Annotated in this window: 12 protein-coding genes; 7 read left to right on the forward strand and 5 right to left on the reverse strand. The window is 69.5% G+C overall.

All coding sequences use genetic code 11. From position 1 onward, the window contains the following. Position 1 precedes the first annotated feature (1 nt). On the reverse strand, positions 2–1,300 hold the full coding sequence (locus EXE52_RS13390; protein WP_089307922.1) for an FAD-binding oxidoreductase: 1,299 nt from the start codon (positions 1,298–1,300) through the stop codon (positions 2–4). A gap of 465 nt (positions 1,301–1,765) precedes the next feature. On the opposite strand from EXE52_RS13390, the gene EXE52_RS13395 reads away from it, so the two are divergent. Then, on the forward strand, positions 1,766–2,797 hold the full coding sequence (locus EXE52_RS13395) for a glutathione S-transferase family protein (protein ID WP_089307923.1): 1,032 nt from the start codon (positions 1,766–1,768) through the stop codon (positions 2,795–2,797). A gap of 182 nt (positions 2,798–2,979) precedes the next feature. On the opposite strand, the gene EXE52_RS13400 is transcribed toward EXE52_RS13395, so the two are convergent. Genes EXE52_RS13400 through EXE52_RS13410 form a run of 3 tightly spaced genes read right to left on the reverse strand, consistent with a single transcriptional unit; the run spans position 2,980 to position 6,347 of the window. After that, the gene (locus tag EXE52_RS13400) at positions 2,980–4,062 is read right to left on the reverse strand and encodes a sugar ABC transporter permease (protein WP_049931310.1); all 1,083 of its coding nucleotides are present in this window, start codon (positions 4,060–4,062) and stop codon (positions 2,980–2,982) included. Next, positions 4,059–5,054, reverse strand: coding sequence for a carbohydrate ABC transporter permease (locus tag EXE52_RS13405; protein WP_086215843.1), 996 nt, complete (start codon positions 5,052–5,054; stop codon positions 4,059–4,061). The genes EXE52_RS13400 and EXE52_RS13405 overlap by 4 nt, the downstream gene beginning before the upstream one ends. 15 nt (positions 5,055–5,069) lie before the next feature. Further along, on the reverse strand, positions 5,070–6,347 hold the full coding sequence (locus tag EXE52_RS13410; protein WP_176450630.1) for an extracellular solute-binding protein: 1,278 nt from the start codon (positions 6,345–6,347) through the stop codon (positions 5,070–5,072). A 204-nt stretch (positions 6,348–6,551) separates the two neighbouring features. Here EXE52_RS13410 and EXE52_RS13415 point away from each other — a divergent pair, with 204 nt between their 5' ends. The 6 genes from EXE52_RS13415 to EXE52_RS13440 all read left to right on the forward strand — a co-directional run bounded on the left by EXE52_RS13415 (position 6,552) and on the right by EXE52_RS13440 (position 14,685). Next, positions 6,552–7,685, forward strand: a complete 1,134-nt coding sequence (locus tag EXE52_RS13415; protein WP_049931312.1) for an ABC transporter ATP-binding protein — start codon at positions 6,552–6,554, stop codon at positions 7,683–7,685. Between the two features lie 455 nt (positions 7,686–8,140). Further along, complete coding sequence (gene mutL, locus EXE52_RS13420) at positions 8,141–10,504, forward strand: DNA mismatch repair endonuclease MutL (RefSeq protein ID WP_089307924.1); 2,364 nt, start codon at positions 8,141–8,143, stop codon at positions 10,502–10,504. A 105-nt stretch (positions 10,505–10,609) separates the two neighbouring features. Further along, positions 10,610–12,154, forward strand: a complete 1,545-nt coding sequence (locus EXE52_RS13425) for a methyl-accepting chemotaxis protein (RefSeq protein WP_049931314.1) — start codon at positions 10,610–10,612, stop codon at positions 12,152–12,154. After that, positions 12,151–12,894, forward strand: a complete 744-nt coding sequence (locus EXE52_RS13430; protein WP_086216779.1) for a bacteriorhodopsin — start codon at positions 12,151–12,153, stop codon at positions 12,892–12,894. Before EXE52_RS13425 ends, EXE52_RS13430 begins: the two co-directional genes overlap by 4 nt. Before the next feature lie 139 nt (positions 12,895–13,033). Continuing rightward, complete coding sequence (locus EXE52_RS13435; RefSeq protein ID WP_089307925.1) at positions 13,034–14,194, forward strand: 3-ketoacyl-CoA thiolase; 1,161 nt, start codon at positions 13,034–13,036, stop codon at positions 14,192–14,194. Beyond that, a complete protein-coding gene (locus EXE52_RS13440; protein WP_086216781.1) occupies positions 14,191–14,685 on the forward strand; it encodes a hypothetical protein in 495 nt (164 codons plus the stop codon). The genes EXE52_RS13435 and EXE52_RS13440 overlap by 4 nt, the downstream gene beginning before the upstream one ends. A 13-nt stretch (positions 14,686–14,698) precedes the next feature. On the opposite strand, the gene EXE52_RS13445 is transcribed toward EXE52_RS13440, so the two are convergent. Continuing rightward, a complete protein-coding gene (locus EXE52_RS13445; RefSeq protein ID WP_089307926.1) occupies positions 14,699–15,274 on the reverse strand; it encodes a putative phosphothreonine lyase domain-containg protein in 576 nt (191 codons plus the stop codon). Between the last annotated feature and the right edge of the window lie 46 nt (positions 15,275–15,320).

Below are 15,320 nucleotides of genomic sequence, written 5' to 3' on the forward strand. Positions count from 1 at the left end.
GCTATTCCTCCTCCGTCCGGTTCGACAGCGACATGCCCTCGACGATATCGAACGCCTCGTCGCCGTCGAACCGATCCGAACCGAACCGCGTCGGGTCGAACGCGCCGATCCACGGCGATTCCGGCCCGTCGAAGGCGGCGCCCGCGAGCGACGCGAGCACGCCCTCGGCCACCACTTCGCCGACGGCCGGCGCGCGCATGAACCCGTGGCCCTGCCAGCCGGCGGCGACGAAGAGCGTCGGATCGCCCGCCTCCGAGTCGACCGGGCCGACGAGCGGGTCGCCGTCCGGCGTCGCGGTACAGAGTCCGGCCCATGCCCGGGCGTCGTCGATCCCGCGGTCGACCCGTTCGCCGCGGTCGGGTCCCTCGCCCCCGTCGAGGCGGTCCCCGCGGGCGAGGCGCTCGTCGAGGGCGCCGGCGAGGTCCTCGCGGAACCAGTCGTCGGCCTCGCGGCGGTAGTCGTCGGGGTCGGCCGGGACCGGCTCAGTCCCGTCGCCCGCGAGCAGGCCGTCGGGGTGCGGGCGGAGGTACGCGTCCGCGGTGGCGTCGTAGACCATCGGCCCGTCGTAGTCAGTTTGGGTCACGAGCGCCTGGACCCGGTAGGGGACGACCGGGACGGAGACGCCCGCGTCCGCGAGGAGCGATCGAGCGTGTGCCCCGGCGGCGACGACGACGGCATCGAAGGCGCGCGTCTCGGCCGCCGAATCGCCGTCGGCTCCGTCGTCACCGACTCGGATGTGTCGTTTCGCGCCGGGCCGCGGCCCGAGCGCGACGGCGGTGTTCGTCTCGATCGCGACCCCCTCGCGACCGGCCCGGTCGCCGAGCGCGCGGACGTAGCTCGACGGGTCGGTCCAGCCGGCCCCCTCGGCGACCGCCGCGACGGCGAGGTCGTCGGTGCGGAGCGGCGGGAACCGTTCGCCGAGCGCGTCGGGGTCGACGAGCGAGACGTCGCGGCCGTGGCCGCGCATGCGATCGACCATCCCGGGGACGGCGTCGGCGTCGGGGTCGCCCTCGCGCACCGCGATCACGTACGGGCAGGGCGAAAACGAGAAGCCGGGCAGCGACCGGTCGAGTACTCGGAAGCGCTCGATCGACCGGGCGCCGACCGCGGCGTCGACGTCCTCGGCGTAGGCGTCGTAGAGGAGGCCAGCCGCGCGCCCGGAGCTCTCGGCCGCGAGCTCCCCGCGCTCGTAGAGGGTCACGTCGGCGCCGCGCGCCGCGAGGTCGTGCGCGGTCGTGACACCGACCGCGCCGCCGCCGACGACGGCGACCGTCGGCGCTACCTCGTCTGGGTCGGTCATGCGTCAGGACACGCGAGCGACGAGGAAAAGCCACCGGGACGGCGAGAGGACAGATCGACTGCGGCGGCGCGTGCCTGCGAGCGGCCGGAGCGAAGCGGCGGCCGCGAGGGGCACGCGCGAGGGAGCGGTGAGCGCTCGGAGAGCGCGAACCGCGAGGCTGGGGAGGGGTGAGGCTGCGATGCGGTTGCGGTGCGGTTGCGGTAGGTGGGACTCGAAGTGGCAGTCGCGAGGCGAACGCGGGCGACGTAAGCACCGCAACGAGAGAGCGAACGGAGTGAGCGACCGAGCGAGGAGCGCAGCGGGCGTGCGTTCGCCTCGCGGCTGGGGCTTCGGAGGAGTTCGCCGTCGATCCACCGCCTCTCGGTCGTGAATGGGAAGATCGTGATATGAATCTACACACCACATACAGCGGGTGACACGCGTGTCCCCGGCCACGTTATACGCGTCGAAGCCCACGCGTGTAGTATGAACCAGCTCGTGAACGGCGAGTGGCGCACAGACACCTACGAGACGACCGACGAGGAGGGCGCGTTCCAGCGCGGCGAGACGACGTTCCGGAACTGGATCGCGGGCAGCGACGTGCCGGACCACGTCGACGCGGAGCCGGACGAGCGCTTCCAGCCGGAGGCCGGTCGCTATCACCTGTACGTGTCGTACGCGTGCCCGTGGGCGCACCGCACGCTACTCGCGCGGTCGCTGTTGGGGCTCGAAGACGCGATCGGCGTCTCGGTCGTCGACCCGTACCGCGGCGAGGACGGCTGGCAGTTCACCCCCGAGAAGGACGGCTGTACGCCCGACCGTCTCCACGACAGCGACTACCTGCGCGAGCTGTACGTCGCGGCCGACCCGGACGCCACGTGTCGGGTGACCGTGCCCGTGCTGTGGGACACCAAAGAGGAGACCGTCGTCAACAACGAGTCGCGGGAGATCCTCCGGATGCTCTCGACCGCGTTCGCGGACCTCGGAAACGACGTTTCGCTGCTCCCCGACGAAGACGACGACGCGACCGTCGCCGAGGTCGACGAGGTGATCACGGACATCTACGAGCCGATCAACAACGGCGTCTACCGCGCGGGCTTCGCCACCTCGCAGGCGGCCTACGACGACGCGATCGACGACCTGTTCGGCGCGCTCGACCGCTACGACGACCGGCTCGTGGACCGGCGCTACCTCGTCGGCGATTCGCTCACCGAGGCGGACATCTGTATGTTCACCACGTTGGTCCGCTTCGATCAGGTGTACCACACCCACTTCATGTGTAACCAGCAGTTCATCCACCAGTACGACAACCTCTGGCCGTACCTGCGCGACCTCTACCAGACGCCGGGCGTCGCCGAAACGGTGAACATGGACCACATCAAGGAGCACTACTACACCACCCACCCCGACGTGACCCCGACGCGCATCATCGCGCGCGGCCCTGACCTCGACTTCGAGGCCGACCACGACCGCGACCGGCTCACGGGCGCGCCGCCGGCGCCGACGGCGGACGACTGAGCGAGAGCGGTTCCGGGCGGCTCCGCCTGTTACCGGATACATCTGGTTCTTTGACCGGGTGAATCCGGCCCCGTTACCAGACGACTCGCCCCGGAGCGACGCCGTCGGTCAACGGGGCGGCCGAGAATGAGGAGACGACGAGAACGAAGGGAGAACCGAGAACGGTCCGCGTGGAGGCCGGGCTACCCTTCCATGCCGCCGAACGACAGGCCGTCTTCGACGGAGCGCTGCGCCGCGAAGTAGACGATCGCGACCGGCAACGCGAACAGGTTCGCGAACGCCGCGAACCGAGTCCACGGCGTCGAGAACCGGCCCTCGGTCGCGATGTTGTACAGTTCGACCGAGAGCGGGTAGTTCTCCGGGCGCAGCAGGGTCTGCGCGATGATGAACTCGTTCCACCCGGCGAGCCAGACGAAGATGAGCACGACCGCGAGTCCCGGCTTCGTCAGCGGGAGGATCACCTCCCGGATCGTCTCCAAGAAGCTCGCGCCGTCGACCATCGCCGCCTCCTCGTAGGAGACGGGGATGTTGTCCATATACGTCTTCAGCAGCCACGTGTTGAACGGGATCGCGGACGCCGCGTAGAACAACCCGAGGATGAACAGGTTGTTCGTGAGCCCGTAGGAGCTGAACAGCGAGTACAGCGCCACGAGCGTCGCGATCGACAGCCCGGCGCCGATCTGCGTGAACAGCACGTAGCCGTAGAGGATGCGCTTGCGCCCCACGAACTGTCGGCGCGAGAACGCGTACGCCGCCGGGACGATCATGCCGAACCCGGCCGCGAGCGTTACGCTGACGATGTAGAGGCTGTTGAACACCGCGCCCGGACCGGTGTCGGTCCCGGCCCACCGGAAGCTGACCAGCCCGCCGCTCCCGCCGAGGACGAGCTGGGGGTACCCCCAGTCGCCGTCGACGAAGAAGAAGTCGGACTCGAAGATCACCCACCGGTACGCGCCGAGGTTGTACGTCGACGGGTCCGGGAAGATGCCGCTCGTGTTGAACAGCCGCGAGCCCTCCGCGAGCGACGCGGTCGTGATCCAGAACAGCGGGAACAGCAGCACGAGCACCATCGCGAGCCCGAACAACGTCATCAGGACGCTCTTCGTCACGTCCCACGAGCTGCGCTTCCCCGTGCGGACGTCGTAGATCGCGCGCCGGATCATCACGGAGAACCGCTTCGGTGCGGTCGCAAACGCGACCAGCTTCGAGCGGACCAGCGCGACCGCGGAACCGACAAGCGCGACCGCGGACTCGAGGGGGCTCATTCGTCACCCACCCCCTCGGCGAGGCCGCCGTAGCGCACGGCCACGTACATGAACATGCCGACGAACGCGATCCCGACGATCAGGATGGCCGCCGACAGGCCGAACTGGTTGAACGTGATCGCCTCGCGGTAGCCGTACACGATGATCAGCTCGTTCTGTCTCGACGGCCCGCCCTGATTGAACACCCACGGGATCAGGAACTGCTGGAACGAGGTCGCGGCCGTGAGGATCGACGCGAACAGCACCGGTCCCTTGATCGCGGGCAGCGTCACGGTGCGGAACCGCTGGAGCGCCCCCGCGCCGTCGACCATCGCGGCCTCGTGGAGCGACCGGGGCACGTCCTGTAAGGCGCTCACGATGATGATCACCATGAACGGGTACGCCAGCCACACCTCCGTGGTGACGTACGCGAAGAACGCCTCCCAGCGGCCGCTCAGGAAGCCGATCGGCACGTCGAACAGCAGGGCCTGTGGCGCCGACAGCGACGACATGAGCTCGTTGTATCGCCCCAGTATCGTGTTGAACACGCCGTATCGCGCGTCGCTGAACATTCCGCGCCAGACGGTGATCGTGAAGATGCCGGGGAACCCCAGCGGGACGATCACCGCCGCGCGCATGTAGCGCTTCCCGGCGACGCGCACGTGGTTGAGCAGCAGCGCGATCCCCACGGCGAGGAACACCTTGATCACGAGCGAGACGGCGACGAACAGCCACGTCGTCGTCATCGAGGTCCAGAACTGCGAGTCGCCGATCAGCTGGGCGTAGTTCGCCAGCCCGATCAGGTCGGCGCCCCCACCGATCACGGACCCCGCGAACGTCGCGTCGGTCAGCGAGATGTAGAAGAGGTAGAAGATCGGGTACAGCATGAAACTCGAGAAGAGCAGCACGCCGGGCGCGACGAGGAGCAGCCCCCAGTCGCGACTGGAGAACGGCAGCGCCGATCGGAGACGCGCCAGCCCGCTCACGCCGGTTCCAGGTTGCGAAGAGGCCATCGCTCCGAGGGGTGCCTACAGCGCCTCCCGGATCTCGGAGGCGGCCTGGTCGAGCGCGGCGTCGCTGTCCTGCTCGTCGTTGAAGACGCGCTCTAACGCCTCCGTCACGGGCGTCCAGACGCTGTCCATGTCCGGGTGCGTCGGGATGGGGACGCCGTGGTCGACCTGCTGGGCGAACGCCTGGACCTCGCTGGAGAGGTCGTCGTTGCCCACGACGTCGGCCAGCACGGGGATGTACCCCTGCTCTTCGGCGTTGGTCTGGATGATATCCTCGTTCGTGGTGTACCACTCGGCGAGTCCGGTCGCCGCGTCGACCGTGGACTGGTCGGCGTCGGCAAGCATCGAGCTGAAGTAGAACAACTGGATGCCCGAGTACGAGCGCGGGTGGTTCCCGTCGACGGTCGGCAGCGTCGTAACGCCGAGGTTCTCGACCTCGCCGCTGAGGTTGCCGAGCTCCCACGGTCCGTTGATCGCGAACGGCGCGAGTCCGTCGGCGAACGCGACGATCTGCGACTCGTAGCCGGGGTCGGCCGGCACGTAGTCGGACAGCGTTTCGAGGGCGTCCATGCCCCGCTTACACGCGTCGCTGTCGACGCCGACTTCGAGGTTCCCCTCGTCGAAGATGTTCCCGCCGTACGCCTGGATGAACCCGCTGACGAAGTAGGGGTTCGTCACGGGGTACGAGAGGCCGTACTCCCCGTTCTCCGGGTCGTGGTACTCCTCCATGATCGAGACCATCTCCTCCATGGTCTCCGGCGGCTCGTCGACCATGTCCTCGTTGTAGAACAGCGCGACGGTCTCGGAGGCGAACGGGAGCCCGTAGAGGCCGTCGTTGAACTGCGCCGCCTCCCGCGCCGCCTGCGTGTAGCTGTCGAGCGAGACGTCGACGTCGTCGCTCGCGTCGTAGAGGAACGGGGGGTCCTCGCGGACCGCGAACCGGCCGACCCAGTCGTGAGCCCAGATCCACGAGTCGGGACCGTCGCCGGCCGGGATCGCGGTTTCGAGCTGCTGGTCGAGCTCGCCGCCGGGCGCCTCCTTGTTGATGGTGTTGCCCGTATCCGACTCGTACTGGTCGATGTAGTCGGTCAGCGCCTCGTCCTCCGCGTCGGCCAGGTCGGCCCACAGCCGCGCGGAGCCGGTGGTGCCGCCGTCGGAGCCGTCGCTGCCGTCCGATCCGTCCCCGCCGTCGGAGCCGTCCCCGCCGTCGCCGCCGGTGCTGATACAGCCCGCGAGCGCCGCGAGCGCAGTCGATCCCCCCACCGCCTTGAGCAGCGTTCTACGTTTCTCGTTCATGTGACTAGAACAAATGATGAATTATATTTTCATACATTTAGTGTTTGGGGTACGTCCCGATCGATCCGGATCGATCTGCGTCGAGTTCAGGACTCGACGATCGACTGGACCGACGCGAAAAGCCGATATTTGAGAAGAGATCCTTCACCATATATCAAGAAAACAGCAAAGAACTCATATGCCAGCGGACCCGCCATCAGGGAAATGGCACGCGTCACGCTCGATACGCTCCGAAAGGAGTTCGACCGGGGAACCATCGTCGCCGTCGACGACCTCGATCTGGAGATCGACGACGGGGAGTTCGTGACCGTTGTCGGACCGTCGGGCTGTGGGAAGACCACCACACTGCGAATGGTGGCGGGCCTCGAAGAGCCGACGTCCGGAACCGTCCACTTCGACGACGAAGACGTGACCGACATCCACGCGAAGGAGCGCCCGGTCGCGATGGTGTTCCAGAACTACGCGCTGTACCCCCACAAGACGGTCCGCGAGAACATGGCGTTCGGGCTCAAGATGAGCACGGAGATGACCACGGAGGAGCGCCACGAGCGCGTCCGCGAGATGGCGGAGATGATGGGCATCGAGAACCTCCTCGACGACAAGCCCGACGAACTCTCGGGCGGGCAGAAGCAGCGCGTCGCGCTCGGCCGCGCCATCGCGCGCGAGCCCGAGGTGTTCCTTTTCGACGAGCCGCTCTCGAACCTCGACGCGAAGCTCCGCACGGAAATGCGCGCGGAGATCCAGAAGCTCCAGAAGGAGTTCGGCGTCACCGCGATGTACGTCACTCATGATCAGGAGGAGGCGATGACGATGGGCGATCGGCTCGCCATCCTGAACGACGGCGAACTCCAGCAGGTCGGCGAGCCCACCGAGGTGTACCAGAACCCGGTCAACGAGTTCGTCGCCGGCTTCATCGGCTCGCCGTCGATGAACTTCGTCGACGTCGACGTGGAGACGGACGGCGCCGGCGCGACGATCCGGAACGAGGAGGCGGGGCTGGACCTCGATCTTTCCGCGGAGTACGTCCGGGGCCACGACCTTCGGAACGGCCGGTACACGCTGGGCATCCGCCCGGAGAACATCGTCTTGGACGAGTCACCGAGCGGCGACGAGAACCTGCGCTCGACCGTCGAGGTCGTCGAGCCGATCGGCTCCGACAACTACGTCCACCTCACCGTGACCGAGGACTTCCTCGCCCGCTCGCCCGCCGACGTGAAGCCGGAGGCCGGCGACGAGGTCGGTGTCTCCTTCGCGGAGGAACACATCCACCTGTTCGACCCCGAGACCGGCGAGGATGTGTTCCTCACCGACGAGGAGATCGCGGCCGCGGTCGCTTGAATAAGGTCGATTTTCGGAGACAGTCCGGACCTGTGAACCGTTCGTTCGTACTTTGCCTGCGCGCTGTGATTTGAGGCCAGTGGAACCTCGACAGACACCGGTAAAGCCCCAGTCGCGAGGCGGGCGCACGCTCGCTGCGCTTCTCAGTCGGTCGCGCTGCTCGCTCCTTGCGGTGCTTGCGTCGCGCGCCTTCGCCCTCGCGACTGACCCTTTGACTCACCCCGCACCGCAACCGCACCTCACCCCTCCCCAACCTCGTCGCTGGCACCCTCCGCTTCGCTCCGGGAGCCGGCGACTCCCTCGCGCGTGCCGTCTCGCGGCCGCCGAGGGCGGCCGCTCGCAGGCACGCGCCGCCGCAGTTCATGTATGCACAGCGGCACCACGCGAGCGCCTCCCCTCACGCCGTCACCGCCGACAACGGCTTGAAGTGCGCGCTCGTCCGACGGAGCGTACGAATGGAGCCGCCAGACATCGAGCGATTGGACGAGCGGACCGTCCAGCGGATCGCGGCGGGCGAGGTCGTCGAGCGGCCCGCGAGCGTCGTGAAGGAGCTGGTCGAGAACAGCCTCGACGCGGGCGCGAGCCGCGTCGCCGTCTCGGTCGAGGCGGGCGGGACGGAGGGGATCCGCGTCCGCGACGACGGCGTCGGAATCCCCGAGGACCAACTGGAGGCGGCCGTCGCGGAGCACGCCACCTCGAAGATCGGCGACATCGAGGACCTCGACCGCGGCGTCGCCACGCTCGGCTTCCGCGGCGAGGCGCTGTACACGGTCGGCGCGGTCTCGCGGCTCACCGTCCGTTCGCGCCCCCCGGAGGCCGAGGCCGGCGCGGAGATCACCGTCGCGGGCGGCGACGTGGGCGAGGCCCGCCCGGCGGGCTGTCCCGCGGGAACAACCGTCGAGGTCGACGACCTGTTTTATAACACTCCCGCGCGCGAGAAGTTCCTCAAGCGGACCGCGACCGAGTTCGATCACGTCAACACCGTGGTGACCGGGTACGCGCTGGCGAACCCCGACGTGGCAGTGTCGCTCGAACACGACGGCCGCGAGACGTTCGCGACCGAGGGGAACGGCGACCTCCGCTCGGCCGTCCTCGCCGTCTACGGCCGCGAGGTCGCCGAGTCGATGATCGACGTGGAATGGACGCCGGAGGGAACCGACGCGGGCGACGACTCCGCCGACGCACCGGTCCGGCGGGTGACGGGGCTCGTCTCGCACCCGGAGACGACGCGCTCGACACGCGACTACCTTTCGACGTACGTCAACGGGCGGTACGTCACCGCGAGCACGCTGCGCGAGGCGACGTTGGAGGCGTACGGCGGTCAGTTGGCCCCCGACCGCTACCCGTTCGCGGTCCTCTTCGTCGAGGTCCCGGCCGGCGACGTGGACGTGAACGTCCACCCCCGCAAGCTGGAGGTCCGCTTCGACGAGGAGCCTGCGGTCCGGGAAGCGGTCGAGGCGGCCGTCGAGGGAGCGCTGCTCGACCACGGCCTGATCCGGTCGACGGCGCCCCGGGGCCAGTCGGCGCCCGACGAGACGGCGGTCGCCCCCGAGACGCCCGACACCGAGGCCGTGGGCGGCGCGGACACCGACCACGAGCGCGCCGCCCGCGAGGGGCGCGAGTCCGCGGCAGTCTCCGACTCCGGGACGCCAGGCGACCCCGGAACGTCGGCGAACACTGAAGATCCCGGCCGAACCCCGGACTCGGTGACCGACGCCGACCCGGGTCAGGGCGACGACGACCCCGCGACGCCGACCGAACTGGACCCGTCCGACGACGCGGCGTGGGCCGTCGACGACCTCGGCGAGGGGGAGAGGACCCGGGCCGAACCAACGGCAGAGCCCGCGGGCGAGCCCCGGGACGGCGACGCGAATCACAACGCGAGCGGCGACGACCGACCCAGTCCACAGAGCCGGCAGAGCGACGGCGCGGAGTGCGAGCCGAGCCGAGGCGAAGCGGCAACCAGCGACGAGACGGCAGTCGGCGACCAAACGAAAGTCGGGGACGAAACGACGGTCGGCGACGGAACGACGGTCGGCGACGAAACGACGGCTGGCGACGAGACAGCGAATGGCAGCGGAGCGGCGGGGGGCGACCGGAGGGGAGCCCGGGCGGACGCGGCTCGGTCGGTACCCCGAACACGGGCACGGACCCGGCAGCGGACGCTGGACGGCGAGGCGACCGAGGCCGAGCGCGAGTTCGACTCGCTGCCTCCGCTGCGGGTGCTCGGTCAGCTTCATGAGACGTACGTCGTCGCCGAGGCGCCGGACGGGCTCGTGCTGATCGACCAGCACGCGGCCGACGAGCGCGTGAACTACGAGCGGCTGAAGGCGACCGTCGCGGACGGCGCGGAGGCGCAGGCCCTCGCGGAGCCGGTCCGCGTCGGGTTGACCGCCCGCGAGGCGGCGCTGTTCGAGGAGTTCGTCGACGAACTCACCGAGATCGGATTCCGTGCGGAGCGCGCCGACGAGCGCGAGGTCGCGGTGACGGCGGTCCCGGCCGTCTTCGACGCCGCGCTCGACCCGGACCTCCTGCGAGACGCCCTGTCCGCGCTGGTCGACGACGCTGCCGAGGGCGACGAACCGGTCGTCGACGCCGTCGACGAGCTGCTCGCTGACCTCGCCTGTTACCCCTCGGTGACGGGGAACACCTCACTGACCGAGGGCCGGGTCGTCGACCTCCTCGACCGGCTCGACGCCTGCGACAACCCCTACGCCTGCCCGCACGGGCGTCCGGTCGTGATCCGGATCGACCGCGAGGAGATCGGGTCCCGGTTCGAACGCGACTACCCGGGACACGGCGGCCGGCGCGCGGAGTGAGCCCGGCGGCGCGAGGACCTGGATCGAGGCTCGGCGAGGCGCCCGGATATCAGAACTGATAGTATCGGGGCGCCGTTTAACACGTCGGTTTCCCTGATGGATCACATGCCGATCGCATCGGTGAAAGACAGCTACGGGGTGAAACTTGGCGTCGGATACGTGGCGACGGGGGCGTTCATCGTCGCCGTCGGGCTGGCCACCGACGACGCGAACGCGACGGTCGTCGCGGCCGTCGCCGGTCTCCTGACGCTCGGGTCGATCAACGCGGCCGAGACGATCGCCAGCGTCACCGAGATCGGCGCGCAGACGCGGCGCGTCGCCAACGGGGACATCGACAGGGAAGTACAGTCCACCCGGACCGATGAGTTCGGGGAGCTCGCGGGATCCATCGAGCAGATGCGGGTCTCGCTGAAAGACCGACTGACGGAGATGGAACGGACACAAGACGAACTGGAGAGCGCGCGGGCGGAAGCGACCGAGATGGCCGACCGCTACCGGCGGACGGCCGACCGGTACGCCGAGGTGATGGAGGAGGCGGCGACCGGCGACCTCACGCGGCGCGTCGACGTCGACGAGAGCGACGAGAGCCTCGCGACCGTGGGCGAGTCGTTCAACCGGATGATGGACGACCTCCAGGGGACGGTGGAGACGGTCCGCGAGATGGCCGACCGGATCGAGGCCGACGCCGGCGAGATGGCGGAGATGAGCAACGAGGTCGAGCGGCGCGTCGCCGGCGCGACCGAGAGCGCGACGACGATCCGGGGACAGGCGGGCGACCAGCGCGCGGAGCTCGAGTCCATCGCGACCGACATCGAGACCATCAGCGCGTCCGCCGAGGAGATCGCGGCGACCGTCGACGACCTGTCGGACCGGAGCGAGGCGGTCGCGGCGACGAGCGACGACGCCCGCAGCTCCTCCCAGAGCGCGCTGGCCGAGATGGCCGAGGTCGAGGAGGAGGCGGAGCAGGCCGTCGACCGGGTCGAACAGCTTCAGGACGGGATGGACGAGATCACCGAGATCGTCGACATCATCGGCGAGATAGCGGAACAGACCAACATGCTCGCGCTCAACGCCTCGATCGAGGCGGCCCGGGCGGACGGCTCCGGCGACGGCTTCAGCGTCGTCGCCGAGGAGGTAAAGGAGCTCGCCGAGGAGACGCAGTCGCGCGCGAACGAGATTGATACGATGATAGACGACATCGCCGACCAGACCGAGGAAGTGACGGTGTCGATCCGGTCGACACAGGAGCGCGTCCAGACCGGGACCGACACCGTCGAGTCGACGCTCTCCGACATCGAGACGATCGCCGACTCCGTCGACGAGATCAGCGGCTCGCTCGGGGAGATCCGTCGGACGACCGCCGACCAGGCCGACACGGTACAGGACACGGCCGGCTCCGTCGACGAGATCACGGAGCTCAGTACCGAGACCGCGGAGACGGCGGAGCAGACGGCGACGGAGATACAGGAGGGCCAGTCGGTCGTCGAGGACGTGTCCGACTCCCTGCGCGAGTTCCAGACCGACGCCGTGACGACGCTCCAAGACCGGGTCGCGGCGTTCACCGTTGATGAGACATCCGGCGCCGACGGGCCGGCCACCGGGGGCGGAACGGCGCGCTCGCGAGCGACGACCGACGGAGGTGCGCGATGACGGGCGCGGTCAGCGCCGCGTACTGGATCGCGGCGGTCGCCTTCCTCGTCGGCCTCGGGATCACCGCGGCGCTGTACGCGAAGCTCGGCGAGTCGGAGGACCGCGGTCGCCTGGCCGCGCTGGCGGTGATACCCGGCTTCGCCGGGCTCGCGTATGCCGGAATGGCGCTCGGTATCGGAACCGTGACCGTCAACGGGGCCGAGCTGGTCGGCCTCCGCTACGTCGACTGGATCGTCACCACCCCGCTCCTGGTCGGGTTCATCGGCTACGTCGCCGGCGCGTCCCGCCGCGCGATCGCGGGCGTGATGCTCGCCGACGCGCTGATGATCGCGTTCGGCGCCGGGGCGGTCGTGACGGGCGGGACGCTCAAGTGGGTGCTGTTCGGCGTCTCCTCGATTTTCCACGTCACGCTGTTCGCGTATCTGTACGTGGTGTTCCCGCGGGCCGTTCCCGACGACCCGATGCAGCGGGGGCTGTTCAGCCTGCTGAAGAACCACGTCGGCCTGCTGTGGCTGGCGTACCCGTTCGTCTGGCTGATGGGTCCAGCGGGGATCGGCTTCACCACGGGGGTGGGCGCCGCGCTGACGTACGCCTTCCTCGACGTGTTGGCGAAGGTCCCGTACGTCTACTTCTTCTACGCCCGCCGACAGGCGTTCACTGACGTGGTGTCGGCCGCGACCGCTGACCGCGAGGACGCGACCGACGCGGTCGGCGACGGCGCGCCGACCGCGGCGGACTGAACCGGGCTCGCAGATCCTCGCCGGGGGCGGGTGAGACGGCGGGGCGTGACCTCGACGGCGGCCGACAGTGTCGGGACGGACGGACCCCACCGCGGCCGCGGAGAGGTACGTTTTAGGCGACCGCGGTGGACCCACCGACATGGAACGCGTAGCGATCGTCGGCGCGTCGATGACGCGGTTCGGGCAGCGCGACGCTTGGCTCCGGGAGCTGCTGGCGGAGGCGGGCGCGGCCGCGCTCGACGACGCCGGCGTCGACGGCGGCGACCTCGATCACCTGTACGTCTCGAACATGGCCAGCGGCGAGTTCGAGGGGCAGACCGGCGTCCCGAACGCGCTCGCCCACGACCTCGCCGCCCAGCCAGCGTACACGGCGCGGATCGACCAGACCTCCTCCTCAGGCGGGGCAGGGGTGTACGCGGCGTGGCAGTCGGTCGCCTCGGGCGCGAGCGAGCTCACGATGCTGGTCGGCGGCGAAAAGATGACCCACCGGACGACCGCGGAGGCGACGGACGTGATCGCGTCGCTCACGCATCCGGTGGAGTACAAGCAGGGCGTCACGCTCCCCTCGTTCGCGGGCCTCACGGCGCGGCTCTACCTCGACGAGTACGACGCGCCCCGCGAGAGCCTCGGGAAGGTCGCGGTGAAAAACCACCGGAACGGCGTGGACAACCCTCACGCGCAGTTCCGGAAGGAGGTCGACCTCGACACGGTCCTCGACTCGCCGATCGTCGCGGACCCGCTCCGACTGTACGACTTCTGTCCGATCACGGACGGCTCGGCGGCGCTCGTGTTCTGTCCCGAGTCGGTGGCCGAGGAGTACGCGCCCGACGGCAACTACGCCGTGGTCTCGGGCATCGGCGGGGCGACGGACACCCACGTCGTCCACGAGCGCGCGGACCCGACGACGATGGGCGGCGTCGTCGACTCCTCCGAGGTCGCCTACGAGATGGCCGGGATCGGCCCGGACGACGTCGACGTGGCCGAGCTCCACGACATGTTCACCATACTGGAGTTCCTCCAGAGCGAGGACCTCGGCTTCTTCGAGAAGGGAGAGGGGTGGAAGGCGGTCGACGAGGGCGTCACCGACCGCGACGGCGACCTCCCGATCAACACGTCGGGAGGGCTCAAGTCCAAGGGCCACCCGCTCGGGGCCAGCGGCGTCGCGCAGGTGTACGAGATAGTCAAGCAGGTCACGGGCGACGCCGGACCGCGGCAGGTCGAGGCCGACACGGGGCTCGCCTGTAACGTCGGCGGGTTCGGGAACTGCGTGACCACCACGATCTTGGAGGGAAGCCAATGAGCGACCACGAGACGACCGACACCGACGCGGACGGGCAGGGGGACAGCGCCGAACCGACCTTCGAGGCCGCCGAGTACGCCGACGGCACGGTCACGTACCCGCCCCACACCGTGGGCCCGAACGGCGCCGAGCGCGTCGGGACGGTCGACCTCCGCGAGTACGAGGCGCGCGTGGTGACGTGGACGACCTCGACCGCGACGCCCCCGGGCGTCCGCGAGCCGAACACCCTCGCAATCGTCGAGTTCGAGATGGGCGACGACTACGACGGGCCGCCGGTCCGCGCGCTCGGACAGATAGCCGAGCGCGACGAGGCAGGCGGCGTCACAGGCGACGACGGGGACGATAGTGACAACGGCGGCGACCAGTTCAGCGTCGATATCGGCGACCGGATCGAGCCGGTGTACGCCGACGAACTGCGCGAGCCGGGCGCCGGCATCCGCGAGCCCGAGAGCCAGGACTGGGACGGCTTCCGGTTCCGCCCGGTGGAGTAACCGGACGCGAATCTCACGCGCGGAACCGCGCCGCGTCGGAGTCGGCGAGCGGGCCGAGCCGCGCCTCGTGGACCCCGCCGAGCGTGTACACGTCGGGGCGGTATCGGATCCGCTTGGTCACCCCGTGTTCCTCCCTGAGCCGGCGTCGAACCCGGTCGACGTCCGTTCGATCGAAGTAGTTCGGCGTGAACACGAGTACCGCGTGGTCGGACTCGCCGAACGCCTCGCACCCGGCGGCGGTCGCGACCTTCGCGTCCCAGAACCGCTCGGCCGCGACGTCGTCGACCACCGCCTCCCAGAGGTCGTCGACCGCCTCCGCCGGACGCTCGACGAGCCACTTCCCGCTCAGGTACGTCGTCTCCAGCGCGAGGCGGTCGGCGTCGCGGACGGTCTCGGGGCCGGCCGGTAGCGACTTCTTTCCGGCGTCGATCCCCGGTGCGTCCGCCTCGGTCGTCGCGGCCGGCCGCATCACGTCGTGCGCCGGGAAGTAGCCGTCGCGGGCCTGGCGGGGGAACCCCGTCACGTGTTTGACCCGGAGCCAGTGCCACCCGGCCTCGTCGATCGCGGTGGGCGAGCGGTCGGTGACCATGGGGCCGGTTCCGCGTCGCGGGACAAAACGGTCTCGCCGGCGGAGC

This window comes from Halorubrum sp. CGM4_25_10-8A, assembly GCF_005435025.1.
GTDB lineage: Archaea > Halobacteriota > Halobacteria > Halobacteriales > Haloferacaceae > Halorubrum > Halorubrum ezzemoulense.

Bases quoted from the DNA above. Each gene is read 5' to 3' on its own strand.
- EXE52_RS13435 (WP_089307925.1), top strand. From the start codon at position 13,034: ATGGAACGCGTAGCGATCGTCGGCGCGTCGATGACGCGGTTCGGGCAG.
- EXE52_RS13430 (WP_086216779.1), top strand. From the start codon at position 12,151: ATGACGGGCGCGGTCAGCGCCGCGTACTGGATCGCGGCGGTCGCCTTC.
- EXE52_RS13405 (WP_086215843.1), bottom strand. From the start codon at position 5,054: ATGGCCTCTTCGCAACCTGGAACCGGCGTGAGCGGGCTGGCGCGTCTC.
- EXE52_RS13395 (WP_089307923.1), top strand. From the start codon at position 1,766: ATGAACCAGCTCGTGAACGGCGAGTGGCGCACAGACACCTACGAGACG.
- EXE52_RS13400 (WP_049931310.1), bottom strand. From the start codon at position 4,062: ATGAGCCCCCTCGAGTCCGCGGTCGCGCTTGTCGGTTCCGCGGTCGCG.
- EXE52_RS13445 (WP_089307926.1), bottom strand. From the start codon at position 15,274: ATGGTCACCGACCGCTCGCCCACCGCGATCGACGAGGCCGGGTGGCAC.
- EXE52_RS13390 (WP_089307922.1), bottom strand. From the start codon at position 1,300: ATGACCGACCCAGACGAGGTAGCGCCGACGGTCGCCGTCGTCGGCGGC.
- mutL (WP_089307924.1), top strand. From the start codon at position 8,141: ATGGAGCCGCCAGACATCGAGCGATTGGACGAGCGGACCGTCCAGCGG.
- EXE52_RS13410 (WP_176450630.1), bottom strand. From the start codon at position 6,347: ATGAACGAGAAACGTAGAACGCTGCTCAAGGCGGTGGGGGGATCGACT.
- EXE52_RS13425 (WP_049931314.1), top strand. From the start codon at position 10,610: ATGCCGATCGCATCGGTGAAAGACAGCTACGGGGTGAAACTTGGCGTC.
- EXE52_RS13415 (WP_049931312.1), top strand. From the start codon at position 6,552: ATGGCACGCGTCACGCTCGATACGCTCCGAAAGGAGTTCGACCGGGGA.
- EXE52_RS13440 (WP_086216781.1), top strand. From the start codon at position 14,191: ATGAGCGACCACGAGACGACCGACACCGACGCGGACGGGCAGGGGGAC.